The sequence below is a fragment of the Microbispora sp. H10885 genome (genome assembly GCF_014161415.1).
Lineage (GTDB): Bacteria > Actinomycetota > Actinomycetes > Streptosporangiales > Streptosporangiaceae > Microbispora > Microbispora triticiradicis.
The window spans coordinates 75,969-100,104 of record NZ_JABBWY010000007.1 but is presented as its reverse complement, the minus strand read 5'-3'; the positions used below and the strand labels follow the sequence as shown (position 1 = coordinate 100,104).

General features: G+C 72.1%; 20 protein-coding genes. 8 read left to right on the top strand and 12 right to left on the bottom strand.

All coding sequences use genetic code 11. The annotated features are described in order from the left end of the window. The 3 genes from HHX37_RS37790 (at position 1) to HHX37_RS19490 (ending at position 2,361) form a co-directional block, all read left to right on the top strand. Complete coding sequence (locus tag HHX37_RS37790) at positions 1-1,062, top strand: aromatic ring-hydroxylating dioxygenase subunit alpha (protein WP_220502981.1); 1,062 nt, start codon at positions 1-3, stop codon at positions 1,060-1,062. Next, entirely contained in the window at positions 1,059-1,298 is a 240-nt protein-coding gene (locus HHX37_RS19495) for a hypothetical protein (RefSeq protein WP_111699743.1), read from the top strand. Before HHX37_RS37790 ends, HHX37_RS19495 begins: the two co-directional genes overlap by 4 nt. A gap of 109 nt (positions 1,299-1,407) precedes the next feature. Beyond that, positions 1,408-2,361, top strand: coding sequence for a PDR/VanB family oxidoreductase (locus tag HHX37_RS19490; RefSeq protein WP_182886322.1), 954 nt, complete (start codon positions 1,408-1,410; stop codon positions 2,359-2,361). Here HHX37_RS19490 and HHX37_RS19485 read toward each other — a convergent pair. From HHX37_RS19485 to HHX37_RS19460, 6 genes are all read right to left on the bottom strand, one after another. Beyond that, positions 2,335-5,976, bottom strand: a complete 3,642-nt coding sequence (locus HHX37_RS19485) for a serine/threonine-protein kinase (RefSeq protein ID WP_182886321.1) — start codon at positions 5,974-5,976, stop codon at positions 2,335-2,337. The genes HHX37_RS19490 and HHX37_RS19485 overlap by 27 nt on opposite strands. A 51-nt stretch (positions 5,977-6,027) precedes the next feature. Beyond that, positions 6,028-7,902: a DUF222 domain-containing protein gene (locus HHX37_RS19480; RefSeq protein WP_182886320.1), complete on the bottom strand. Its 1,875-nt coding sequence runs from the start codon at positions 7,900-7,902 to the stop codon at positions 6,028-6,030. Between the two features lie 736 nt (positions 7,903-8,638). Further along, positions 8,639-9,052 carry a ClpX C4-type zinc finger protein gene (locus tag HHX37_RS38240; RefSeq protein ID WP_182886319.1) on the bottom strand — a complete coding sequence of 138 codons (414 nt, stop codon included), beginning with the start codon at positions 9,050-9,052 and terminating at the stop codon, positions 8,639-8,641. Between the two features lie 110 nt (positions 9,053-9,162). Beyond that, complete coding sequence (locus HHX37_RS19470) at positions 9,163-10,593, bottom strand: MFS transporter (RefSeq protein ID WP_182886318.1); 1,431 nt, start codon at positions 10,591-10,593, stop codon at positions 9,163-9,165. 76 nt (positions 10,594-10,669) lie between these two features. Continuing rightward, positions 10,670-11,155, bottom strand: a complete 486-nt coding sequence (locus HHX37_RS19465) for a MarR family winged helix-turn-helix transcriptional regulator (protein WP_111699749.1) — start codon at positions 11,153-11,155, stop codon at positions 10,670-10,672. 61 nt (positions 11,156-11,216) lie between these two features. Next, positions 11,217-11,804, bottom strand: a complete 588-nt coding sequence (locus HHX37_RS19460) for a TetR/AcrR family transcriptional regulator (protein ID WP_111699750.1) — start codon at positions 11,802-11,804, stop codon at positions 11,217-11,219. Between the two features lie 84 nt (positions 11,805-11,888). Between HHX37_RS19460 and HHX37_RS19455 the strand changes: the two genes are divergently transcribed. Beyond that, the gene (locus HHX37_RS19455; protein ID WP_182886317.1) at positions 11,889-12,854 is read left to right on the top strand and encodes a quinone oxidoreductase family protein; all 966 of its coding nucleotides are present in this window, start codon (positions 11,889-11,891) and stop codon (positions 12,852-12,854) included. 76 nt (positions 12,855-12,930) lie between these two features. On the opposite strand, the gene HHX37_RS19450 is transcribed toward HHX37_RS19455, so the two are convergent. After that, complete coding sequence (locus HHX37_RS19450) at positions 12,931-13,866, bottom strand: DMT family transporter (RefSeq protein ID WP_182886316.1); 936 nt, start codon at positions 13,864-13,866, stop codon at positions 12,931-12,933. On the opposite strand from HHX37_RS19450, the gene HHX37_RS19445 reads away from it, so the two are divergent. From HHX37_RS19445 to HHX37_RS19430, 4 genes are all read left to right on the top strand, one after another. Beyond that, a complete protein-coding gene (locus HHX37_RS19445; RefSeq protein ID WP_182886315.1) occupies positions 13,865-15,259 on the top strand; it encodes a PLP-dependent aminotransferase family protein in 1,395 nt (464 codons plus the stop codon). The two genes, HHX37_RS19450 and HHX37_RS19445, sit on opposite strands and share 2 nt — an antisense overlap. Positions 15,260-15,504: 245 nt before the next feature. Continuing rightward, complete coding sequence (locus HHX37_RS19440; protein ID WP_182886314.1) at positions 15,505-16,050, top strand: CGNR zinc finger domain-containing protein; 546 nt, start codon at positions 15,505-15,507, stop codon at positions 16,048-16,050. Positions 16,051-16,088: 38 nt separating this feature from the next. Then, positions 16,089-16,691, top strand: a complete 603-nt coding sequence (locus HHX37_RS19435; protein WP_111699755.1) for a GNAT family N-acetyltransferase — start codon at positions 16,089-16,091, stop codon at positions 16,689-16,691. A gap of 134 nt (positions 16,692-16,825) precedes the next feature. Next, positions 16,826-17,698 carry a 1,4-dihydroxy-2-naphthoate polyprenyltransferase gene (locus tag HHX37_RS19430; protein WP_182886313.1) on the top strand — a complete coding sequence of 291 codons (873 nt, stop codon included), beginning with the start codon at positions 16,826-16,828 and terminating at the stop codon, positions 17,696-17,698. Between the two features lie 48 nt (positions 17,699-17,746). On the opposite strand, the gene dapB is transcribed toward HHX37_RS19430, so the two are convergent. The 5 genes from dapB to HHX37_RS19405 form a co-directional block, all read right to left on the bottom strand. Next, positions 17,747-18,484: a 4-hydroxy-tetrahydrodipicolinate reductase gene (gene dapB, locus HHX37_RS19425; protein ID WP_111699757.1), complete on the bottom strand. Its 738-nt coding sequence runs from the start codon at positions 18,482-18,484 to the stop codon at positions 17,747-17,749. A gap of 235 nt (positions 18,485-18,719) precedes the next feature. Continuing rightward, on the bottom strand, positions 18,720-20,030 hold the full coding sequence (locus tag HHX37_RS19420; protein ID WP_182879407.1) for a M16 family metallopeptidase: 1,311 nt from the start codon (positions 20,028-20,030) through the stop codon (positions 18,720-18,722). Then, positions 20,027-22,372 (bottom strand): polyribonucleotide nucleotidyltransferase, encoded by a 2,346-nt coding sequence (locus HHX37_RS19415; protein ID WP_182886312.1) that lies wholly within the window; start codon positions 22,370-22,372, stop codon positions 20,027-20,029. Before HHX37_RS19415 ends, HHX37_RS19420 begins: the two co-directional genes overlap by 4 nt. A gap of 282 nt (positions 22,373-22,654) precedes the next feature. Next, on the bottom strand, positions 22,655-22,924 hold the full coding sequence (rpsO, locus tag HHX37_RS19410) for a 30S ribosomal protein S15 (RefSeq protein ID WP_111699759.1): 270 nt from the start codon (positions 22,922-22,924) through the stop codon (positions 22,655-22,657). Between the two features lie 162 nt (positions 22,925-23,086). Continuing rightward, positions 23,087-24,031 carry a bifunctional riboflavin kinase/FAD synthetase gene (locus HHX37_RS19405; RefSeq protein ID WP_182874918.1) on the bottom strand — a complete coding sequence of 315 codons (945 nt, stop codon included), beginning with the start codon at positions 24,029-24,031 and terminating at the stop codon, positions 23,087-23,089. Positions 24,032-24,136 lie beyond the last annotated feature (105 nt).

The window sequence follows — 24,136 nt, the reverse complement described above, 5'->3', positions numbered from 1 at the left end:
GTGATCGTCACGGAATTCGCGCGCGACCAGTGGTACGTCGCCGCCTACGGCCACGAGGTGGGCAGGCGGCAGCTCGGCCGTACCATCCTGAACGAGCCGATCCTGCTCTGGCGCACCGAGGACGGGCGGGCGGTGGCGATGGCCGACCGCTGCGTGCACCGCAGGTTCCCGCTGTCCGAGGCGCCCAGTCACCTCGTCGGCGACCGGGTGGTCTGCGGCTACCACGGCTTCACCTACGGCCCTGACGGCGTCTGCGTCGCCGTGCCCGCGCAGCAGCGCATCCCGCGTACGGCCCGGCTTCGCACCTACCCCGTGGTGGAGCAGGACTCGTTCGTCTGGGTGTGGATCGGCGACCGCGAGCCGGGCGACACCCTGCCGCCGCGGGCGCCCTGGCTGGTCTCGCCCCAGTACGCCACGGTGTGCGGCATGGAGCCGCTGAACGCGCGGTACGGCCTGCTCGTGGACAACCTCCTGGACCTGTCCCACGAGACCTATCTGCACGGCGGGTACATCGGCACGCCCGAGGTGGCCGAGACCCCGATCACGACCGAGGTCGACGAGGACGAGGGGGTCGTCTACGTCAGCCGGCACATGGACGACGCGGCCTGCCCGCCGTTCTACGCCGAGTCGACCGGCATCAAGGGCCGGATCACCCGGTGGCAGGACATCGAGTATCACCCGCCGTGCCTCTACCTCCTGCACAGCCGGGTCGCCCCCGTCGGGTCGCCGCCGCCCGCCGCCGACGGCACGGACCCGCACGCCTTCCACGTCGAGGTCGTCTACGCGATCACCCCGTCGACGGACGGCAGCACCTACGACTTCTGGGCCGTCGCGCGGGACTTCGCCCTCGACGACGAGAAGGTCTCGGACTTCCTCCGAGAGAGCAACCGGACGGTGGTCCTGCAGGACGTGACCGCGCTGAACACGCTGGAGCAGGTCATCGCCGCCGAGCCGGACCGCTACCAGGAGCTGTCGGTGAACATCGACACCGGCGGCCTGGCCGCCCGGCGCCTGCTCGCCCGGATGGCCGGCTCCGCCTCCTCGCGGGCCGCCGCCCGATGAGCCCGGGCGAACCCGGCGCGCGGACGGGCCGCACCGGCAGTACCGGCCGCACCGTCCACCGCATCCGCTGGGTGCCGGGGACCGACCGGCTGCAGGCCACCTGCTTCTGCGGCGCGGAACGGGAGTTCGACGATCCCGTGGTCCTGTGGGACTGGCTGCTCGGCCACCCGGAAGGACACCGGGCCCGGCCGGCCGGAGCGGAGAACTCCCCCGCCCCGGCCGCCGCACTCGTCTGACCGCATGTCCGGGCTCACCGCGGAGGGCGCCTTCGGGGGCCGCCCTCCGCGTGCGTCCACCTCGCGCCCACTCGCACACCGCGTTCATCCATAGGAGGACCCGCGCGCCATGCCCCTGACGGAACCGGAGCTCGACCTGAAGGTGACGGGCAAGACGCCCGTCGCCGAGGGGGTCGTCCTCCTGCGCCTCGCCCGGCCCGACGGCGGCCCGCTGCCCTCCTGGACGCCGGGCGCGCACGTTGACCTGCTGCTCGCTCCGGGCCTGGTCAGGCAGTACTCGCTGTGCGGCGACCCCGGTGACGACCGCGCCTTCGAGGTGGCGGTGCTGCGGGAGCCGGTCGGGCGCGGCGGCTCCGCCCATGTGCACGACCGGCTCGCCGAGGGCGACACGGTCCGGGTGCGCGGCCCGCGCAACCACTTCGGCCTCGCCGAGTCACCCCGCTACCTGTTCGTGGCCGGCGGGATCGGCATCACCCCGCTCCTCCCGATGATCGCCGAGGCCACGCGTCGCCGTACGGACTGGCGGCTGGTGTACGGCGGGCGCACCCGGGCCTCGATGGCCTTCGCCGACCGGCTCGTACGGGACCATCCGGGCCGGGTCGAACTGTGCCCGCAGGACGAGACGGGCCTGCTCGACCTGGACGGGCTGCTCGGCGTCCCCCTTCCCGGCGCCCTGGTCTACTGCTGCGGGCCGGAACCACTGCTGAGGGCGGCGGAGGAGCGCTGCGCGTCCTGGCCGAAGGGCGCGTTGCGCGTCGAGCGGTTCACCCCCGCGACCACGGACGGCGGCGAAGCCACGGCGTTCGAGGTCGAACTGGCCCTGTCCGGCACGACGCTGACCGTGCCGGAGGACCGCTCGATCCTGGAGGTGGTCGAGGAGGCGGGCGTCGCCGTGCTGTCCTCCTGCCGTGAGGGGACCTGCGGCACCTGCGAGACGGTGGTGCTGGACGGCGTGCCGGACCATCGTGACAGCCTCCTCACCGAGGAGGAGCGCGCGGCCGGCGACGTCATGTTCATCTGCGTGTCGCGGGCCCGCTCACCCCGCCTCGTCCTCGAACTGTGAGGCTGCTCGGCAGACGTCGCGGTAGGGCACGTCGGGAAGATACGTCCGCCAGTCCCGCTCCGGGAGGGTGTGCCCCACCCGGGCGCACACCCGAGCGGCGATCCGCTCCGGGGCCACCGGATAGTCGTGCACGCCCCCGGATCGGTCGGCGGCGTACAGGGTGGTGCCGTCGGGGCTGAACGCGAGGCTCAGAATCTCGCTCCCGTACAGATCGACCGCGGGGCCGAGACGGCGCCCGGCGGCGACATCCCAGAGCTGCACGGTGCCCTCCTCGCCGCCGGTGGCGAGGACCCGCCCGTCCGGCGCGAAGGCCATCGCGCCGACCGGCTCCAGAACGCCGTGCAGCACCGGCGGCCGCGGCGCCGGGCCCCGGGTGCTCCACAGCGCGATCCTGCCCATACCGTCGCCCAGCGCCATCAGCCGCCCATCGGGCGCGAACGCGAGCTCGCCGAAGGTGGAGCCGCCCTGGGAGGACAGATCGTAGTTCCCGCCGAACGGCCTGGCCGAGGCGGCGTCGACGAACCGGCCGAGCCCCGGGTTCGTAGGCGCCATGTAGCGCCCGTCCGGGGAGAAGACGTACGGCCCGGCGGGCGCGGCGAGGCGCACGGTCGTGCGCACCGCGCCGGTGAGAACGTCCCACAACCGCATCCAGCGCTCGTCCTCCTGACTCGCCGACCGGATCACCCGGGGGGTCATCTCGGCCACGAGCGTGCGGCCGTCCGGGCTCAGCGCCGCCGACTCCAGTCGCAGGTCCTTCGTCGCCGTGATGGTGCGCAGCACCCTACGGGCGGCGACGTCCCACACCGTGTATGCCCGCGTGCCGTCGCCGGTGAGCAGGAGACGGGCGTCGCGGCTGAACCGCGGCGGATCGGAGCCGGCGGGGTCGAGGCCGGGCTCCGGCTCCCGGAAGGGTGCCCCGAGAAAACGCCGCCCGCGGACGTCCCACAGTCGCACCGGACCGGTCTCGCTCATCCGGACGGCCAGCAGGCGCCCGTCCGGGCTGAGCGTCGCGGCGTCCGGCTTCCCGGGAAGCCCGCCGCCCGCCAGGCGCTGCCCGAGGTCCACGGTGACGACCGACTGGTCGACCAGATACCTGAGCGAACGCCCGTCGGAGTCGAACCGGACGTCCAGGGCCGCTCCGTCGAGCCGGTAGTCCAGCAGCAGGTGGCGGTCGGCGACCCGCCACACCTGGATCCGGTTGTCGGCGAACGAGGCCAGCAGCCGGCCGTCGGGGCCGTACCGCAGCACGGGCATGCTCACGAGGTCCAGGTTCACCGGTCCTGCCGCCGTCAGCTCCCCGGGCAGGCGCCGCGCCGTCGCCGTGTCGACGAGGGTGATCGACCTGCCGCTCTGGCAGGCCAGCATGCGGCCGTCCGGGCTGAAGGCCAGAGAGACCGGGGCGCCGGGGCAGGCCGCGCGGAACCGGGCGTCCTCGGTCCCGGCGGGCAGCCGCCGGAGGTGGATGCCGGGCTCGCCCCCCTCCACGGCGTACGCCGCGAGCCGCCCCGAGGACGCGACGGCCGCGTGCCCGAGTTCCCAGTGGGGAAGGACGCGGCCGCTGCCGATGTTCCAGAGGAACAGGCCCTGGCCCTCGTGCACGACGAGGGTCGCGTCGTCGTCGCCGAACTCCAGAAGGAAGTCCACGATCGACCGGCGGTCCTCAGGCTTGGCGGGGTCGCCGGCCTGCGGGTCGTACTCGCGTATCCGCTTTCCGGTGCGGACGTCCCACACGACCACCTTCGCGCCGAGCGCCGCTGCGAGATAACGGCCGGTCGGGCTCAGCGCGACACTCTGCAACAGCTCACCGGCGCCTATGCCGGTGTCAGCCAAGCCGCCGGTCCTCCGGCCGGTGCGTACGTCGTAGAGGCGCACGCCGTCGGCGCTGACGCTCGCCAGGACGCGGCCGTCGCCGCTGAGTGCGCGGAGCGTGGTGCCGGTCGCCTGAGGGTCCTGGAAGACGGCGGTCTCGGGCTGGTAGAGGGACGTCGTCAGGGCCGAGCGGGTGTCGGCGCCGGGGGCCAGGCGCCAGCCGGCGACCGTCAGCAGCATCGCGATGCCCGGATCGGTCGTGCGCAGCGTCCCCGCCAGGGAGGCGACCTGCCGACCGGTCGCCTGATCGCGCTGCCCGGCGATCCGGCGGCCCTGGTACACCGACAGCCCGCCGCCCGCGACCGACAGCACGAGCAGCACGGCCAGGACCAGCGTGAGCAGCCTGCGCTGGTTGGCACGCCTCCTGACCAGGGCCGACCCGGCGGCGAGATACTCGCGCTCCAGAGCGTTCAGGACGAGGAGGCGGCGCCCGCCCGCCGCCCAGGCGAGGGCCGCGTCGAGCCGGGCGCCCTGGAGCAGGTCGGCGTCCTTCCGGCCGTCCCCGCGCCAGCGATGGGCCGCCGCGGCGAGTTCCACGTGGCCGCGCAGGCCGTCGCGTTCCTCGTCGACCCATGCGCGCAGGCGGGGCCAGGCCTTCGGCAGTGCCGGGCTGGCCAGCGTGACCAAGCCGCCCGCCCCGGCCAGCAGCCCGGCCTGGGCCAGGGCCGCGAGCACCTGTTCGACGGCGGCCCTCTCCTCCGCCGGACGGCCCTCCAGCAGTTCCGCACGGTTCACCCGGCGTGTGCTCTCGTCTCCGTGCTCGTCCACGGCGATCATCCGCAGCAGCATGTCCGGGACGATGGCCTGTGCGGCCGGCCCAAGCCCGGCGTACACCTCCTCGGCGAGCACGCCCAGGCCGGGCTCGCGATCGCCGTCCCGGCCCAGCAGCCCCGCCTCGGCGCTGCCCAGGGCAAGCAGGTCGCCCTGGAAGCCGCGGAACCCGCTGACCAGGGCGATCAGCAGGTCGCGGGCCGTCGGGCGCTCTGCCGGGTCCTTGCGCAGCGCGGCGGCCACCAGCGGGCGCAGCGGCTCGGGGAGCAGGGTCAGATCGGGGTCGACGGACAGGACGCGGTGCATGACACCGCCGAGGCTCTCCGCCTCGAACGGGTCGGCCCCGGTGGCGGCGAACACGACGACGCCGCCCCAGGCGAACACGTCGGCGGGAGTGCCGGCCCGCCGTCCCGTGAACACCTCCGGCGCCATGTAAGTAGGCGTTCCGGCCACCAGGCCGCTCGCTGTCAGCGACATCTCCAGCGTCCGGGCCACGCCGAAGTCGATCACTCGCGGCCCGTCCGGCCCGAGGAGCACGTTGTCGGGTTTCAGATCGCGGTGGATCACACCCGCGTCGTGGATCGCGGCCAGGGCGGTGGCCACTCCGGTGGCCAGCCGGTGCAGGTCGTCCCCGGCGAACCGGCGGCCCTCCTGACGCACGGCCCGGCGCAGGCTCGGCCCCTCCACGTACTCGCTCACGATGTACGGCTGACCACCGTCCAGCTGCGCGTCGAGCACCCGGGCGGTGCAGAAGGACGCCACCCTCCGGGCCGCCGTCGCCTCCCGCCCGAAGCGGCCGCGTAACTCCTGGTCGCGGGCTGCCTCGCCGTGCAGCACCTTCACCGCGACGCGGCTTCCCCCGGAGTCGTACGCCTCGTACACCACCCCCTGGCCGCCCGCCCCGAGCCGGCCCGCCAGCCAGTATCCGCCCAGCCGCTCCGGATCCTCCGGCAGCAGCGGCGCCGCCAACGCCATACGCGCATCCCCCATCCCTTGGTCATTTGATGCCGCCGACGGTCTGGAGGTTCACCACCCGGAACTGCGCGCGATCGCGGGCGCGGTCGGCGAGCGGCTCTCCCGTTGCCGCATGTCAGCGTTGATGAGGTCCGACGTCATAGGCGTCTCCGGGTGGTGCGGGGGGTTGCGGTAGGTGAAGGCCCAGCGGTCGGCTCCGATCTTGCGGCGGGTGTAGCGGGTGGGGTGGCGGTAGCGGTCGCGGTTGTGGAACTGGCAGGCCGGTCCCAGCAGTTTGAGGTCGGTCAGTCCGCCGCTGCACCAGTCCTCGGCGTGGTCGATCTGGCACATCGTGGCCGGCAGCGGGCAGCCGTCCACCCAGCAGGTCGCATACCGCGCGAAGACCGCCCGCCGCTGAGCCGGAGTCGCCAACCGCACCTTGCGGCCCATGTCCAGCACCTGCCCACCGGCGTCCACCACGATCCGCACCAAAGCGCTGGTGCGAGCCAGCCGATGCACACTGGCAACAGGCAGCAGATGCCCGGTCGCCAGGATCAACCCCGGCAACCCCCGCAACCACACCCCCGGCGGACTGTTCACCCCCACCCCCACCCCCGCCCAGACGCCACCTCCCCGCCGGGCGCCGCCTTCCGCCCACGCCCGGTCTCCCGACCCGGACGGCGCACCGGAGCCCGCTCGCGGCCAGGTGCTCCCTTCCGCACCCGACGGCGCGTCGGAACCCGCCCCCGGCATCGCATGCGGCGCTTCACCCGGCGCGAAGGCATGCCAGCAGTCCCCCGCCGGGCAGTCGCCGACAGGGCAGTCCCCACTGGGGCAGCCGTGAGCATTGCAGTCCCCAGGACAGTCCCCGCCTGGGCTTTCCCCAGTGTGGCTACCAGGAGGATCGCCGTGCTCGGGCGGCGGATCAGAGGCGGAGTCGGCGGCGGAGGGCTCGCCGGTGGCATTGGCCGCGCCAGCACAGGTCTCGTCGGCACACGTCGCACGGGCGGGGCCGATACTCGAAGAGTCGGGACCAGGGCCGGGGTCAGGGTCGGTGCCGGAGGAGTCGGGACCAGGGCCGTCGCTCGGGTCGGTGTCTACCGGGTCGCTGGTTGGGTGGTCGGCAGAGGGGTCAGCTGAGGGGTCGGCTGTGGGACCACCTGGGGGGGTGGTGCCTGCGGGGTCGTCGGCTCCGGGGTTGTCGGCTGGGGGGTCGTCGGGGAGGGATTCGGCGGTGACCAGCACCAGAAGCTCAGTCGCGATCTTGTTCTCCAGGAACGCGATGACCGCATCCGCGTTCCGCACGCTCGGGGTCCGGTCGTCGCCCTCGGCCTTCGGCTTGGCGTAGACGTCCAGCAGGTGCTGCAACCGCGCGGCCGCCTCGACCGGGAGGTAGAACTCTCCCTCCAGCCCGCCGTTCCGGCGCCGCCGCACCCGGAAGAACCGGCGGTCGAAATCGGCCTGCTCATCGCTTTCGTGGCCGTCGGGGTCCAGCACCGCCCGCAGATACCGCCCCGCCTTGGCCACCTCCGCCGCACCCGCCGAACCCGCCAACTCCAGCAAAATCCCCTCAGCGGTGGTCGCCTGCTCATCGGTCAACCCGGAGGTGGCGGTGCAGATCGCCTCCACAATGCCTTCGGCCAGGCTGCCCTCGGCGAACCGCTCACGCACCCGCGACAGGCGACCCAACTCCACGCCCATCGTCACCAACCGACCAGCTCCGAGGATCGTCATCCCGCCGACCGAGCGCAGCCACAATTTGGTGGAGGCGTGCCCATGGTTCCTCGCCTCCCCGGCCCGATGCACCCGGCCCACCCGGGCGGCCAACGCCGAAGTGATCCGGTCCCGGGCCGACAGCAACTCCTCGGCCTCAGCCAGGCACACCTCCGCCGACTCAGGCACCGGCACCAGCGCCACCGCCCGCGCCGCCTCACCAACCGCCGCCACCGCCACCGCCACCCACGACGATGCACCGCCGCCACAAGCACCACCAAAGACATCGCCGAAGGCATCGTCCGACACACCACCAGGCGCACCGTCGGCATCTCGATCGCGGTCCGCATCACCCCGGTCAGCGCCAGAGGCACTGTCCGACGCACCACCCGGAGGAGCATCGTGCTTTCGCGCATCGGGATCGACAATCGGCACATATTCGCGGCCCAGTGAATCCTGGGTGGACCAGAGGGACGAGCCGGAAATGAGCCGCTCCCACCAGTCGCCATCGCCAGTATCGTTCGAACGAGGAAGGTGCGCAGGATCATCATCAAACAGATCCATCGCACCTCCCAAACGATTCGAAAGCCTGTATGAATTCTTCCATACCAGCGCGCCGTGAACACTCCCGCATAACGATTTGTTGGCGTCACAGGCATGCAGAAATGTCGAGGCCTCCAAGGGTTGATGGTGCTCGGCCGAGGAGCGGAGGCCCTGCGTTCTGGCGGGACCACCGCTGCGGTTCCCCCTGCCGCGCACCTACCGACTGTCATGGACCAACTGCGGCATGCCGGGCGTGCCCCCGAAATCCGGCGAATGCCTCGACTGCCGAGAATGCGATCGAATCAGGGCTGAAATGACGAAACGCGACGATTGCGGGTCGGGCCCCTTTACGAAGCAAAGCGCATTATTCGGCGCGATTCCTCGTGAAGACAACCGGCACGAGGGCGACATTCGGTCCGGCGGCGTGTCATTCCTCCCCGGAGAACCTCTCCCAGGCGGACTGGCGGGTCATGCCGAGGGCGGCGCCGATCCTGGCCCAGGTGACGCCCCGGTCGCGCAGTCGCTGGACCCAGACCCGCAGGTTGTCCTCCACCTGCGCGCCCACGGCCGCGATACGCGGGAGGAACTCCAGGATCTGCTCGTCGGTCATGCTCTCGGCGTACGGGATCTCCGGGGCCGCCTCAGCCGACTCGGCGGACTGAGCTGACTGAGCTGACTGAGCTGACTTGGCGGACTCGGCCGCGATGATCTCGCCGCAGAGTCCCACACACTCGTCGCAGATATACACGCCCGGACCGGCGACCATCTTGTTCACCTCGGTCTTCGACTTCGAGCAGAACGAGCAGCGAATGTCCTGTTCCGACATAGAAGGTGCAGGCATGTCGTCCTCCCAGCATTCATTGTCAGGCAGCCCCTGACGAGTGATCGCGAGACTACGCCGTCAGGAGTCACCTGACAAGACGTTCCCGGATCAGCCGGTCGAAAGGGCGGTTACGCCCGCTCGGGCTGGAGCGCCGCCTCGTGCCCGACGTCCGCCCGAGGCCGCCGCAGGACGAGGAGCCCGACCGCGAAGGCGGCGATCAGCAGGCCGAAGGACACGGTGAAGGCCAGCCGGTAACCCCCGGTCAGCGCCACCGCCCCGCTCGCCCCGTCGGCCAGCAGCCCCTCCGTCCGCGACGCGGCCAGCGTGGAAAGCACCGCGACGCCGGTCGCCATCCCGATCTGCTGAGTCGTGTTGAACAGTCCCGAGACCAGACCCGCGTCGTCGGTGCGGGCCCCGGACATGCCGAGCGCGGTCAGCGCCGGGAGCACGAGGCCGCCGCCCATGATGAGCACCATCACCGGGAGCAGGTCGGTCACGTAGTGGGCGTCGAGGGGAACGCGGGCGAGCCAGCCCATCGCGCCGATCAGCAGCGTCAGACCGGCCAGCAGGACGGTACGCGCGCCGAACCGCATGGTCAGCCGGGGGTAGACGAGTAGGGACACCACCGCGATGGACACCGCCGCGGGAAGCATGGCCAGACCGGTGCCGAGCGCGCCGTACCGCAGCACCTGCTGCATGAACAGCGCGACCACGACCTGGAAGGCGAACATGGCGCCCAGCGCCAGGACCTGCACCAGGTTCGCCCCGGCGACGGCGCGAGAGCGGAGGACCCGCAGCGGCATGAGCGGAGTGCGGGCGGTCGCCTGACGGACGAGGAAGGCGGCCAGCGACACGAGGGACGCCACGCCGAACCACAGGACGCGCACGCCGTACCGCTCGATCTGGACCACGGCGTAGATGCCCAGCATGAGCCCGGCCGTGACCAGCAGGGCGCCGAGGGCGTCGGCTCCGCCCGACAGGCCGGGCCCCCGTTCCGCCGGCAGCGCCCGGACGGCCAGCACGACGGTGACCACACCGATCGGAATGTTGATCAAGAAGATGTAGTGCCAGCCGAGGGCGTCCGTGAGGACGCCGCCGAGCACCGCGCCCAGTGACGCTCCGACGGCGCCGGTGAAGCCGAACACCCCGAAGGCCTTGGCCCGCTCCCCCGGGTCCGTGAAGGTCGTCACCAGAATGCCGAGCACGACCGCGGTGGCCATGGCGCTGCCGACGCCCTGCAGGAACCGGGCGCCGATCAGCGTCGCCGGGTTCACCGCCACCCCGGCGAGCAGGGATGCGACGGTGAAGACCACGTTGCCGGCCAGGAACACGGCCCTGCGGCCGAGGAGGTCGCCCAGGCGTCCGGCCAGCAGGAGCAGCCCGCCGTACGCGATGAGGTAGGCGTTGACCGTCCAGCTCAGCTCGGCGGGCGCGAAACCGAGATCGCGCTGGATCGCGGGCAGGGCCACGGTGACGATGCTGCCGTCGAGGATCGTCATCAGCATCGCGGTGGACAGCACACCGAGCGCCAGTCGGCGAGAGGGGGATATGCGCGACATCGGTCGCCTCCTGTTCATTGGGAACAGAAAGGACCGTAGCAGATAGTTTTGTTGCAGACTATCTATCGGAGACCGATCATCCTCGCTGGCGCGCTCGGCGCACGGCCTGGGGCGCCTCCGCCGGAGTGGCCAGGTGCCCCGTGGCCAGGTGGTTCAACGCCCGGACGAGCACCTCAGCCTCCTCCTTCGGCAACGACTCGATGGCGGCCCGGTGCACTTCGTCGACGATCTCCTGACTCCGCTTCGCCACCTGCGCACCCTTGTCCGTGACCGCGACGATCCTGGCCCGCCGGTCCGCGCTCGAAGGGCGGCGTTCGGCGAGGCCGGCCTTCTCCAGGGCGTCGATGGTGACCACCATCGTGGTCTTGTCCATATCGCCGATCTCGGCGAGCTGGATCTGCGTGCGCTCCTCCTGCAACGCGTGGACGAGCACGCAGTGCATGCGCGCGGTCAGCCCGATCTCCGCCAGCGCCGCCGCCATCCGCGTCCTCAGCACGTGGCCCGTGTGGTCGAGCAGGAAGGACAGATCGGGTTCGGTCCGAGAGGGCGCCAGTGCGGTCATGCGCCCAGGCTACCAATTCGTCCGGTTCGGGATTATCTCCAAGCGATCCAGGAGGGCGGCGTCACCGCAGGAGGGACTCCGCCATCGCCCGCATCCCGGCGGCGACCCGCTCGGCCTCCCCGGCCAGGAGCAGTCGCGCGACCCCCTCGTTGTGCAGCGAGCCGACGAGGACGTGGGCCACGAGATCGGCGTCGAGATCGGGCCGGGCCTCCGCGACCAGCGACATGACGTGCGCGTGCCAGGACAGGTAGACGGGGTTCTCCGTGAGGCGACCCTCGGCGTGCCGCCGGGTCGCCAGCGCGTGGTCGTGGGCCGTGATCAGCCTCCCGTTGCGGGCGGCGAGCACGACCACCGCGTCGAGGAAGGCGACCAGACGGTCGCGGGACGGAGCACCGGGACCCAGTGGAGGAGGACCTCCGGCGACGGCCTCCCCGAAGGTTCGCACCCGCTCCTCCATCAACGCGCGCATCAGGCCGACCCTGCTGCCGAAGCGGTGGAAGACGGTGCCCTTGCCGACGCCCGCCGCGGCGGCGATCCGCTCGATCGACACCTCGTCCGGAGCATGACGGCGCAGCAGTTCCTCCGCGGCTCTGAGGATCGCACGCCGGTTCCGCGCCGCGTCGGCGCGTTCCGCGCGCTGCTCGCCCATCCGGAACCCCCTGGTGACAACTGGACCTGTGGTCCGTATAGTAGCGGCGACAGAACTTGACCGCTGGTCCAGTTAGGAGCGCTCATGCGCGCGATCGTGATGCACAAGACCGGGGGCCCCGAGGTCCTCACGCTGGAGGAGGTGCCCACTCCGGCGCCGGGTCCGGGACAGGTGCTCGTCCGCACGGAGGCGGTGGGCGTGACCTACTACGAGACCGCCATGCGTTCGGGGCTCTTCCCCATGCCCCGGCCGCTCCCCTCGACCTTCGGCTTCGAAGCGGCGGGCGTCGTCGCCGAGGCCGGCGCAGGGGTGGACGGCGGCCTCGTCGGCCGCCGGGTCGCGATCATGAATGCGACCGGCGAAGGCACGTACGCGGAGTACGTCACGGCCGCCGCCGACGCCCTCGTTCCCGTGCCGGACTCCCTGAGCTCGGCGGACGCGGTGGCTGTCGCCGTCCAGGGCGCCCTGGCGACGACCCTCCTGCGTACGGCCGGCCTCACCGGAACGGAGACCGTCCTGGCCGAGGTGGCGGGCGGGGGTGTCGGCGGCTACCTCACGCAGCTTGCCCGGCCCATGGGCGCCGCCCGCGTCCTGGCCACCGCGGGCGGCCCGGCCAAAGGTGAGCGTGCCAGGGAGCTCGGCGCCGACGACGTCTTCGACCACACCGACTCCGGCTGGACCGAGCGGCTGCGGGAGGCGGGCGGCACGGTCGACGTCGTCTTCGAGTCGCTCGGCGGCGCGTCCGCCGGGCGGGTACTCGACGCGATGACCCCGGGCACCGGGCGCATGTTGCTGTACGGACTCCTCGGCGGCCCGCCGGCCTTCACACCGATGGACCTGCTGCAGCGCGGCCTGACCCTCGTCGGCTGCGGCGGACCGGAGGGGTGGCTCCCCCGCGTGCTGGCCGCCCGCGCGGAGGTGCTGGACCTGGCGGCCCGGGGCGGGCTGCGCCCCCAGGTCGACTCGGTGCTGCCGCTGGCCGACGCGGCCGAGGCTCACCGGCGCATCGAGGCGAGGACCGCCGTGGGCAAGGTCGTCCTCGTGCCGTGAACACAGCGCCCTGAACACAGCACCGTGAACACCGCGCCCTGAACACAGCACCGTGAACACCGCGCCAGAGCCCGGCTCACGAGGCGCGGCGGCCGGCCTGTGTGGCGGCGACGCACACGAGCACGGCCAGGGCCGCCGTGACGGTCGCGGCACCGATCTCCTCGTTCAGCAGCAGCCAGGCCCACACCAGGTTGAGCAGCGGCTGCGCGAGCTGGATCTGCCCGGCGCGGGCGATCCCGCCCCTCGCGAGCCCGGCGTACCAGGGGATGAACCCGAGGAACATCGACACCAGCGCGACATACGCGAACCCGGCCAGCGACTCGGCCGAGGGCGCCGCCGGCGTGGTCACCGCCAGCACGACCGTCACGGGGACGGTGACCGGGGCCGCGAGCACCAGGGCGTACGAGATGACCCGCCAGCCGGGCGTCTCCCGCGCCAGCCTGCCGCCCTCGGTGTAGCCGACGGCGGCCGACAGCAGGGCGAGCACGAGCAGCACGTCGGCCCCGGCGAGGCGGCCGGTCCCCCGCGTCAGGGTGAACACGGTGATGGACAGCGCGCCGGCCGCACAGGCGGCCCAGAAGAGCGGCCTCGGCCGCTCCCCGGCCCGCAGCACCGCGAACACGGCCGTGGCCGCCGGGAGCAGGCCGATGACCACCGCCGAGTGGGCCGTGCTCGCCCCGCTGTTCAGCGCCAGGCCGCTGAACAGCGGGAAGCCCAGCACGACGCCCAGCACGATCAGCGCGTACGGCCGCAGGTGCGCGCGGGGCGGCAGAAGAGGCGCACCGGCCGCCTTGAGGCAGATCACCGCGGCGACCGCCGCGACCACGGCCCGCCCGACCGCGACGAGGTACGGGTCGAACCCCCGCATCGCGAACACGGTCGCCGGCAACGACCCCGAGAACGACAGGACACCCAACCCCGCGAGCAGACTGCCCCGCCAGTCTCCCTGCCGAGCTCCCTGCCGGCTGGCCGCTATCGGCCGGACATCGATAGCGCTATCGTCGTATTTCATGAATGACGATAGCAGTATCGTCCGTCTCGCCGCGATCCTCCGTACGGAGACGGAGCGGTCGCGGCCGGGCGAGCGGCTGCCACCGAGCAGGGAGATCATGCGCCGCCACGGCGTCGGCCCGGTGACCGTCTCCCGGGCCATCGCCCAGCTCGCGGCGGAGGGGCGGGTGGTCACCCGGCCCGGGGCGGGGGTGTTCGTCGCCCCGGCCCGGCACCCCGTCGCGGAGGCGCCCGACTCGTCCTGGCAGACGGTGGCGCTCGGCGACCGGGTCGTCGACGACTCGGCGGTGGCCGGCCTGCTGGCCCAGCCGGCCGAGGGCGTCGTGCCGCTCACCGGCGGCTACCTGAACCCCGGGCTGCGCCCGGCGCGGGCCCTGGCCGCCGCCGCGGCGAGAGCCGTACGCCGTCCGGAGACGTGGGCGATGCCGCCCGTGAACGGCCTGCCGGAACTGCGCCGGTGGTTCGCCGCCGAGGTCGGCGGCACGGTCACCCCGAACGACGTGCTCGTCGTCAGCGGCGGCCAGTCGGCGCTCACGCACGCGTTCCGGGCGCTCGCCGCGCCGGGCTCGCCGGTCCTGGTGGAGACCCCCACCTACCCGGGCGCGCTCGCGGCGGCGCGGGCGGCCGGGCTGCGGGCCACGGCCGTGCCGCTCGACGGCGAGGGAGTACGGCCCGACCTGCTGGCGGAGGCCTTCGCCATGACCGGGGCGCGGGTGTTCTACTGCCAGCCGTCGCTGCACAACCCCACCGGCGCGACCCTCGGCCACGAGCGCAGGGAACAGGTTCTGGCCGTGGCCCGGGCCGCGGGCGCCTTCGTCGTCGAGGACGACTACGCGCGTTATCTGGCGACCGGTCCCGTCCCGCCGCCCATGGCGGCCATGGACACGCATGGGACGGTGGTGCACGTCCTGTCGCTGAGCAAGATCACCTCACCGAGCCTGCGGGTGGCGGCGCTGGTCGCGCGGGGACCCGCCGCGCACCGGCTGCGGGCCTCGCAGGTGGTGGAGTCGTTCTTCGTCGCCCGGCCGCTGCAGGAGACGGCGCTGGAGTTCCTCGCCTCCCCCGCCTGGCGCCGCCACCTCGGCGCGGTCCACCAGGAGATCGGCGTACGGCAGGCCGCGCTGCTCGCCGGGCTCGCCCGGCACGCGCCCGCCGCCGAGGTGCATCTGGCGCCCCCCGGCGGCCTGCACGTGTGGGTACGGCTCCCACCCGGCACGGACGAGGCCGCGACGACCGAGGCGGCGCAGGCGAACGGCGTGCTGGTGAGCCCGGGACGGATCTACTACCCCGCCGAGCCGCCCGGCCCGCGGCTGCGGCTGACCCACACCGCCCCCGCCAGCCCGGCCGAACTCGACGAGGGCGTGCGCCGCCTCGCCGCCGTCCTCCCGCAGTGACACGGGTGACACGGTGACAGGGGCGACACCGGCGTCACCGGCCCCGGCGGTCCGGCCGGGGCTCGCGCGCGTCACGCGACAGGCGCTCGCGGCGCTCCTTGTTCCGCAGCGCCAGGTAGGCCAGGTAACTGATGCGCATGGGATCCTCCTCGACCGGAATTGCAGACACCAGTGTAACGCTTATGGAGGTGTTGGTATTTCGCGACCTCCGACTGTCGTACAGTGGTCACGAGGGGTGATCGATCATGACGGGCCCGGCGGAGCTGCTCCGCGACTTCGTTAACACCTACGACGTCGAGGGAGACGCCGACGAGCTGGCATCGCCGGCCGACCTGTCCGTCTGGCTGCGCGAACGCGGGCTGACCGGCGACGGCGACCGGGCCTCCGACGAGGACCTCGCGGTCGCCGCCCACCTGCGCGAAGGACTGCGCGCCGCGTTGCGCAGCAACCACGACGGAGGTCCGTACGACGGGCCGGAGGGCCTGGAGGCGGCGCTGACCGGTCTTCCGGTGCGCGTGACGCTCTCGGGGGGCGCACCCACGCTGGAGCCGGTGGCGTCCGGAGTCGCGGGCGGCCTGGCGCGGCTCGCCGCGCAGATCCCGGCGGCCCACGCCGACGGCACCTGGTCACGGCTCAAGGTCTGCGCCGAGAGCACGTGCCAGTGGGCGTTCATCGACTCCTCGAAGAACCGGTCTCGCTCCTGGTGCTCCATGCGCGTCTGCGGAAACCGCACAAAAACCCGGGCATATCGGGCACGACGCCAGGCGGACGGCACGGCGAGGCCCTCCTGACCAGTACGGTGTTACACGCTAAGAAAGGAGCCCGCCGAATGGGTGTGAGAGCTGCCCGCCTCGAGGACGTCGACGCGGTGACCAGCACCCAGATCCGGGCGTGGAGAGCGGTCTACCGCGACTTCCTGCCACCGGTCCCGCTGGAGCACATGACGGGTCCGGCGGCGGAGAAGATGTGGCGCCGCCAGTGGGAGGAGGCGATCCTCTCGCCGCCCACGCCGCGTCACCGCCTGCTCGTCGCCGTCGAGCGGGTGGTGCCCGACACCGACGCGTTCACCGCGCTCGGGCCCGGCGGGATTCTGGCGACCGCGGCGCAGCGTGCCTCCGACCGGGTCGTGGGGCTGGCTTCGCACGGACCCGCCGAGGATCCCGACCTCCATCCGGCCACGACGGCCGAGTTGATGACGCTGCTCGTCGACCCCAACCACATCAGGCGCGGGCACGGCAGCAGACTCCTCAACGCCACCGTGGACCACCTCCGCGAGGACGGGTACAGCACGGTCGTGACCTGGGTCTTCGCCGACAACCACCAGATGCTCGGCTTCCTGGAGTCGGCCGGCTGGGGCGAGGACGAGGCCGAGCGCGTGCTCGACATGGGCCGCCCGATCCGGATGATCCGCCTGACCACCGACATCAGCTGATCACTCGCGTCAACTTCGCCCGCCTCCCGCCGCCGCCCGTCCCGTCCGCCAACCCCGCTGTCGGCACTCCGCAGGGGATTGGCCAGACTGGTGACGCCTTCACCGGCTACGCAGAGGTAGGAAAAGGGAGTCACGTGGCCACCCCAGCTCAATGGTTAGCGGGCGCACGCCCCCGCACGCTGCCCGCCGCCGTCGTCCCGGTCGCCGTCGGCACCGGCGTCGCAGTCGCGCACGACGGCGCGGTCTGGTGGCGGGCCCTGCTCGCCCTGTTCGTCGCGCTGGCGCTGCAGGTCGGCGTCAACTACGCGAACGACTACAGCGACGGCGTCAAGGGCACCGACAAGGACCGGGTGGGACCGCTGCGGCTGGTCGGCTCGGGCGTCGCGGCGCCGAAGCGGGTGCTCGCCGCCGCCCTGGCCTGTTTCCTCGCCGCCGCCGTCGCGGGGCTGGTGCTGGTGGTCGTCACCCGCGCCTGGTGGCTGCTGCTGGTCGGCCTCGCGTCCATCCTGGCCGCCTGGTTCTACACGGGTGGATCCCGCCCGTACGGCTACCGCGCGCTCGGCGAGCTCTCGGTCTTCGTGTTCTTCGGCCTCGTGGCCGTGGCCGGCACGACGTACGTGCAGGTGGAGCACCTGACCTGGCTGTCGCTGGCCGCGGCGGTGCCCGTGGGGCTGCTCGCCTGCGCGCTCCTCGTGGTCAACAACCTGCGCGACATCGTGACCGACGGGCCGTCCGGCAAGCGCACGCTGGCGGTGGTGCTGGGCGACACCCGGACCCGGCTGGCCTACGCGGCGGCCCTGGTGCTGCCGTTCGTGTGCGCGCTCGCCCTGGTGCCGGTGCGGCCCTTCGCCGCGCTGACCGTGCTCGCGCTCCCCCTCGTGGTGACCCCCGTCAGGACCGTCCGCTCGGGCGCGACGGGCCCCGCACTCATCGCGACCCTGCAGCAGACCGGCCGCCTGCAACTCGTCTTCGGCGCGCTGTTCGCCCTCGGCCTGGCCCTGTTCTGACCGCCCGCGGCGGGCAGGGGACCACCCTGCCCGCCGGGTACGGCGCAGCTACAGGTCGAGGAGGTGCTCCAGCCCCACGGTGAGGCCGTCGAGGCCCCCCACCCGCCGTACGCCCAGCAGGACGCCGGGCGTGAACGAGGCTCGGCTCATCGAGTCGTGACGGATCGTGAGGGTCTCCCCCTCGCCGCCGAAGATGATCTCCTGGTGCGCGATGAGTCCCGCGAGCCGCACCGCGTGCACGTGGACGTCGTCCACGGTCGCGCCCCGGGCGCCCTCCAGCGCGGTGGAGGTCGCGTCGGGAGAGGGAGCGAGGCCCGCCTCACGCCGCGCCCGCGCCACCAGTTCGGCCGTACGGCGGGCGGTGCCGGAGGGCGCGTCGGCCTTGTGCGGGTGGTGCAGCTCGACGATCTCGACCGACTCGAAGTGCTTGGCCGCCTGCGCGGCGAAGTGCATCATCAGCACGGCGGCGATACCGAAGTTGGGGGCGATGAGCGAGTTCGTCCCCGGATTGGCGGCCAGCCAGCCGCGCACGGTCTCCAGCCGCCCCTCGTCGAACCCGGTCGTGCCGACGACCGTGTGGATGCCGTGGGAGATGCACCATTCGAGGTTGTCCATGACGACGCCGGGGTGGGTGAAGTCCACCACCACCTCCGCGCCGCTCAGCGCGTCGAGCTTGTCGTCCTTGTCGACCTCCGCCACGAGCTCCAGGTCGTCGGCCGCGGTCACGGCCTTGCACACTTCCACACCCACGCGCCCTCGGGCGCCCAGAACACCGACCTTAATCACGCGCCAAGGCTATAGCGCCCGGCGGCCGTGACGGCGGAGGGGAGGCACAGACGGGAGGCACGGGCGGGAGGCACGGGCGGGAGGCACGGGCGGGGAGCGTGGATGGGGAAGCGCGACCAGGGGAAGTGCGCACGGGAAACGCAAAAGGCCGCGTGCGGTGCGAGCTGCACCACACGCGGCCTCCACAGCCCGCGACGCGGGCTCGCGACAGGCTTACGACGGCCTCACGACGCGCTCAGGCGATGGCGGAGCCGAAGTCCTTGTCCGCGTACGGCCCGATGACGGCGAGCGTCAGCGGCCGGTTGAGGACGTCCTGGGCGACCGCGGCGATCTCCTCGGGGGTGACCGCCTCGATGTGCCCCAGCACCTCGTCCACCGTCATGAGCCGCTCGTAGACGAGCTCGCTCTTGCCGATCCTGGACATGCGCGACCCGGTGTCCTCGAGGCCGAGCACCAGCCCGCCGCGCATCTGGCCCTTGCCGCGGGCGATCTCCTCGGGCGAGATGCCCTCGGTCAGGACCCGGCCCAGCTCGTCGCGGCAGATCTTCAGCACATCGTCGATCTTCGAGGGCAGGCAGCCCACGTAGATCCCGAACTGGCCGGTGTCGGCGTACTGGGAGGTGTAGCTGTAGGCGCTGTAGGCCAGGCCGCGCTTCTCCCGGATCTCCTGGAACAGGCGCGACGACATGCCGCCGCCGAGCGCCGCGTTCAGGACGCCGAGGGCGAAGCGCCGGTCGTCGTTGCGGGAGACGGCGGTCATGCCGAGGACCAGGTTGGCCTGCTCGGTGGGCCGGTCGAGCACCCGGACGCCGCTCCGGACGTCCACGCCGGGCCCGCCGATGCGCGGCTGCGCCGGCGCCGCGGAGCCGCCCAGCGCGCCCGCCCGCTCGTAGGCCGCCGCGACCAGCGCGACCACCCGGTCGTGGTCGACGTTGCCCGCCACCGACACCACGGTGCGGGGCGGGACGTAGAACCGCTGGTAGTACTCGCGGATGCGGTCACGGGTGAGCGCGTTGATCGAGTCCTCGTTGCCGAGGATCGGACGGCCGATCGGCGTGTCGCCGTACAACTCGGTGGAGAACTGCTCGTGCACCACGTCGGAGGGATCGTCGTCGTGCATGGCGATCTCCTCCAGGATCACGCCGCGCTCCGACTCCACGTCCTCCTCGGTGACCAGCGAGGAGGTCACCACGTCGGCGAGCACGTCGATCGCCAGCGGCAGGTCCTCGTCGAGCACCCGGGCGTAGTAGCAGGTGTACTCCTTGGCGGTGAACGCGTTGATCTCACCGCCGATGCCCTCGATGGACGCCGAGATCTCCATGGCGTCCCGGGTGGGCGTGCCCTTGAAGAGCAGGTGCTCCAGGAAGTGGGTGGCCCCCATGTGCTCGGGGGCCTCGTCACGCGAGCCGATGCCCACCCACATGCCGACCGCGACACTGCGCACGGTCGGCATCGTCTCCGTCACGACCCGAAGGCCGCCGGGCAGGACGGTGCGGCGGACGACCCCCGCACCCTCCTTGCCCGGAAACAGCGTCTCGGTCGTCACGAGTTGCGCTCGTCCCGCCCGCCGCGGGTGCGGCTGCGGCTGCGGCGCGGCGTCCGCGGCTGCTCCTCCTCCTGCGGCGCGGCGGCGGCCTCGGCGGCCGGGGCACCGGTGTCCTCGGCGCCGCCGTCCTCCGCGGCGCCGTTCTCGGCACGGGCGGCCTTCTCGGCCGCCTCCTTCTCGACCACCTCGACCGGAACCAGCGAGAGCTTGCCGCGCGAGTCGATCTCGGCGATCTCGACCTGGATCTTCTCGCCGACGTTCATCACGTCCTCGACGTTCTCGATCCGCCGGCCGCCGTGCAACTTGCGGATCTGCGAGACGTGCAGCAGGCCGTCCTTGCCCGGGAGCAGCGAGACGAACGCGCCGAACGCGGCGATCTTGACGACCGTGCCCAGGTAGCGCTCGCCGACCTCCGGCATGTGCGGGTTCGCGATGCCGTTGATCAGCGTGCGGGCGGCCTCGGCGGACGGGCCGTCGGTGGCGCCGATGTAGATCGTGCCGTCGTCCTCGATGGTGATCTCGGCGCCCGTGTCGTCCTGGATCTGGTTGATCATCTTGCCCTTGGGGCCGATGACCTCGCCGATCTTGTCGACCGGGACCTTGATCGTGATGATCCGCGGCGCGGTCGGGTTCATCTCCGCCGGGGCGTCGATGGCCTCCTGCATCACATCGAGGATCGCCAGCCGGGCGCCCCTCGCCTGCTTCAGCGCGGCGGCGAGCACGTGGGCCGGGATACCGTCCAGCTTCGTGTCGAGCTGGAGCGCGGTGATCAGGTCCTTGGTGCCGGCGACCTTGAAGTCCATGTCGCCCATCGCGTCCTCGGCGCCGAGGATGTCGGTCAGCGTGACGAAGTTCTCGCCCTCGCCGATGAGACCCATCGCGATGCCCGCGACCATCTCCTTGAGCGGGACGCCCGCGTCGAGCAGCGCCATCGTGGAGGCGCAGACCGACCCCATCGAGGTCGAGCCGTTCGACCCGACCGCCTCCGACACCTGCCGGATCGCGTACGGGAACTCCTCGCGCGTGGGCAGCACGGGGATCAGCGCCCGCTCGGCCAGCGCGCCGTGGCCGATCTCCCGGCGCTTCGGCGAGCCGACGCGGCCCGTCTCACCCGTGGAGTACGGCGGGAAGTTGTAGTTGTGCATGTAGCGCTTGGTCCGCTCGGGATTGAGCGTGTCGATCATCTGCTCCATGCGCAGCATGTTCAGCGTGGTGATGCCCAGGATCTGGGTCTCGCCGCGCTCGAACAGGGCCGAGCCGTGCACCCGCGGCACGACGTGGACCTCGGCGTTGAGCTGCCGGATGTCCTTGGGCCCGCGGCCGTCGATGCGGACGCCCTCGCTGATGACCCGCTCGCGCATGAGCTTCTTGGTCAGCGACCGGAACGCCGCGCCGATCTCCTTCTCGCGGCCCTCGAAGTCGGGCAGCAGCTTCTCGGCCGCGAGCTGCTTGACGCGGTCGATCTCCAGCTCGCGCTCCTGCTTGCCGGCGATCGTCAGCGCCGAGGCCAGCTCGCTCCGCACGGCGGCGGTCACAGCCTCCAGGGCGTCGTCCTGGTAGTCGAGGAAGATCGGATACTCGGCGGTCTCCTTGGCGGCGACCTCGGCCAGCTTGGACTGCGCGTCGCAGAGCACCTTGATGAACGGCTTGGCGGCCTCCAGGCCCTGGGCCACGACCTCCTCGGTCGGGGCGACCGCGCCCTCGGCGACCAGCTTCAGCGTGTCGCGGGTCGACTCGGCCTCGACCATCATGATCGCCACGTCGCCGTCGGCGAGCGTGCGGCCCGCGACGACCATGTCGAACGTGGCGCGCTCAAGCTCGACGTGGGTCGGGAACGCCACCCACTGGCCGTCGATGAGCGCGACCCGCACGCCGCCGATCGGGCCCGAGAACGGCAGCCCGGCGAGCTGCGTCGACATGCTCGCCGCGTTGATCGCGACCACGTCGTACAGGTGGTCGGGGTGCAGAGCCATGATCGTCGCGACGACCTGGATCTCGTTGCGCAGGCCCTTGACGAACGACGGGCGCAGCGGCCGGTCGATGAGGCGGCAGGTGAGGATCGCGTCCTCCGACGGCCTGCCCTCCCGGCGGAAGAACGAGCCGGGGATGCGGCCCGCCGCGTACATCCGCTCCTCGACGTCGACCGTCAGCGGGAAGAAGTCCAGGTTCTCCTTGGGATGCTTGGACGCGGTGGTCGCGGACAGGATCATGGTCTCGTCGTCCAGGTACGCGACCGCGCTGCCGGCGGCCTGCCGGGCCAGCCGGCCGGTCTCGAACCTGATCGTACGCGTGCCGAAGGGGCCGTTGTCGATAACGGCCTCCGTGCTGTGGACACCCTCCACGGGGGACCTCCTTCTTCGGATCGGTCTCCCGCGTCTCGGTTGCCGGGCTCCCCGTTCAGGTGCAGTGCCGGTCTTCGATCGAAGCGCCCGGTCCGTCCGCACGGCTGTCGCCGTGCCGACCGGGGGCCACTACCGAGGACCGGCCCTCTCACGCCGCGGGATCGCGCTGCGGCTTGCTTGCGGACGCGGGGCACTGTGTCTCGGCTCTTCAGTTGTCTTGTCAGGCCATTGTGGCCTGGTTATGGAAAAGGAGCGGCGATGAATCGCCGCTCCTTCCTCACCTTATCGGCGAAGGCCCAGCCGCTCAATCAGGGAGCGGTAGCGGGTGATGTCCTTGGCCTGCAGGTACTTCAGCAGCCGGCGGCGCCGGCCGACCAGCAGGAGCAGACCACGACGGCTGTGGTGGTCGTGCTTGTGGGTCTTCAGGTGCTCGGTCAGGTCGCTGATCCGCCTGCTGAGAAGCGCGATCTGAACCTCCGGGGACCCGGTGTCACCCTCGGTGGTGCCGTACTCGCTGATGATGGTCTTGGTGGTAGCGGCGTCGAGCGACACTGCTTCTCCGTTCTGGTGAGATGGCACGCGCGACAACTTCAAGCCCGCGAACGACCGTGCGTGCCTACAGTCGCCGTGACAGACAGCCGGGGTGGAGAACACCACCCGAACATGGCTGACATACAACCCTACCAGGTGCCGGCGGCACTCCGTCGCGGTGCGTCACGACGTGAACGCGCGGGCCCGTGCCGTGTCCTGGTGCATCTGCTCGATCAGCGCCTCGATCGAGTCGAACCTGAGCGTGTCGCGCAGCCGCTCGCCGAAGTCCACCGCCACGTGCGCGCCGTACAGGTCGAGGTCGTCGCGGTCCAGCGCGTACGCCTCGACCGTGCGCTCCACCCCGTCGAAGGTGGGATTGGTCCCGATCGAGATCGCGGCGGGCCAGCGCTCCCCCTCGTACGGCGAGGGGGACTGGAAGCACTCCAGCCACCCGGCGTAGACGCCCTCGGCGGGGACGGCGGTCTGCTGCGGCGACTCGACGTTGGCGGTCGGGAAGCCGAGCGCGCGGCCCCGCTGGTGGCCGCGGACCACCACGCCCTCCACCCGGTGGGGGCGGCCGAGCAGGGCCGCCGCGCCCGCGACGTCCCCGGTGGAGAGCCGCTCGCGGATCCGGGTGGAGGAGATGGCCTCGCCGTCGCTGACGAGCGGCACCCCCTCGGCCGTGAAGTCGTACTTCTCCCCCAGCGTGCGCAGCGTCTCCAGGTCGCCCGCCGCCTTGTGACCGAAGCGGAAGTTCTCTCCCACCACGACACCGGCCGCGTGCAGGCGGTCGACCAGGGCGGTCTGCACGAACTCGTCCGGCGTCATGCGGGAGAACTCCAGCGTGAACGGCAGCACGCACACCGCGTCGACGCCGAGCGAGAAGAGCAGGTCGACCCGGCGGGGGGTGGTGGTGAGGCGCGGCGGCTGGTGACCCGGCCGGACGACCTCCTCCGGATGCGGGTCGAAGGTCACGGCCACCGCCGGCAGCCCGAGCTCACCGGCCATGCCGACCGTTCGCGTCACCATGCGCTGGTGACCGAGATGGACACCGTCGAACACGCCGATGGTGACGACGGACCTGCCCCAGTCCTGCGGGACCTCGTCCAGCCCGTGCCAGCTCTGCACCTCGACCTCGCTTCGCATCCATGTGCCCCGCCTCCGGCGAGGCGGCCCGGATCGCCCTCCCGGACGCCCTCGCGCGCAGTAGACAGCCTGCCATGCCCGGGCGGC

Excerpts from the sequence above, each read along its gene's own strand:
- HHX37_RS19495 (WP_111699743.1), top strand. The coding sequence starts at position 1,059 with ATGAGCCCGGGCGAACCCGGCGCGCGGACGGGCCGCACCGGCAGTACC.
- HHX37_RS19490 (WP_182886322.1), top strand. The coding sequence starts at position 1,408 with ATGCCCCTGACGGAACCGGAGCTCGACCTGAAGGTGACGGGCAAGACG.
- HHX37_RS19485 (WP_182886321.1), bottom strand. The coding sequence starts at position 5,976 with ATGGCGTTGGCGGCGCCGCTGCTGCCGGAGGATCCGGAGCGGCTGGGC.
- HHX37_RS38240 (WP_182886319.1), bottom strand. The coding sequence starts at position 9,052 with ATGCCTGCACCTTCTATGTCGGAACAGGACATTCGCTGCTCGTTCTGC.
- HHX37_RS19470 (WP_182886318.1), bottom strand. The coding sequence starts at position 10,593 with ATGTCGCGCATATCCCCCTCTCGCCGACTGGCGCTCGGTGTGCTGTCC.
- HHX37_RS19465 (WP_111699749.1), bottom strand. The coding sequence starts at position 11,155 with ATGACCGCACTGGCGCCCTCTCGGACCGAACCCGATCTGTCCTTCCTG.
- HHX37_RS19460 (WP_111699750.1), bottom strand. The coding sequence starts at position 11,804 with ATGGGCGAGCAGCGCGCGGAACGCGCCGACGCGGCGCGGAACCGGCGT.
- HHX37_RS19455 (WP_182886317.1), top strand. The coding sequence starts at position 11,889 with ATGCGCGCGATCGTGATGCACAAGACCGGGGGCCCCGAGGTCCTCACG.
- HHX37_RS19445 (WP_182886315.1), top strand. The coding sequence starts at position 13,865 with ATGAATGACGATAGCAGTATCGTCCGTCTCGCCGCGATCCTCCGTACG.
- HHX37_RS19450 (WP_182886316.1), bottom strand. The coding sequence starts at position 13,866 with ATGAAATACGACGATAGCGCTATCGATGTCCGGCCGATAGCGGCCAGC.
- HHX37_RS19440 (WP_182886314.1), top strand. The coding sequence starts at position 15,505 with ATGACGGGCCCGGCGGAGCTGCTCCGCGACTTCGTTAACACCTACGAC.
- HHX37_RS19435 (WP_111699755.1), top strand. The coding sequence starts at position 16,089 with ATGGGTGTGAGAGCTGCCCGCCTCGAGGACGTCGACGCGGTGACCAGC.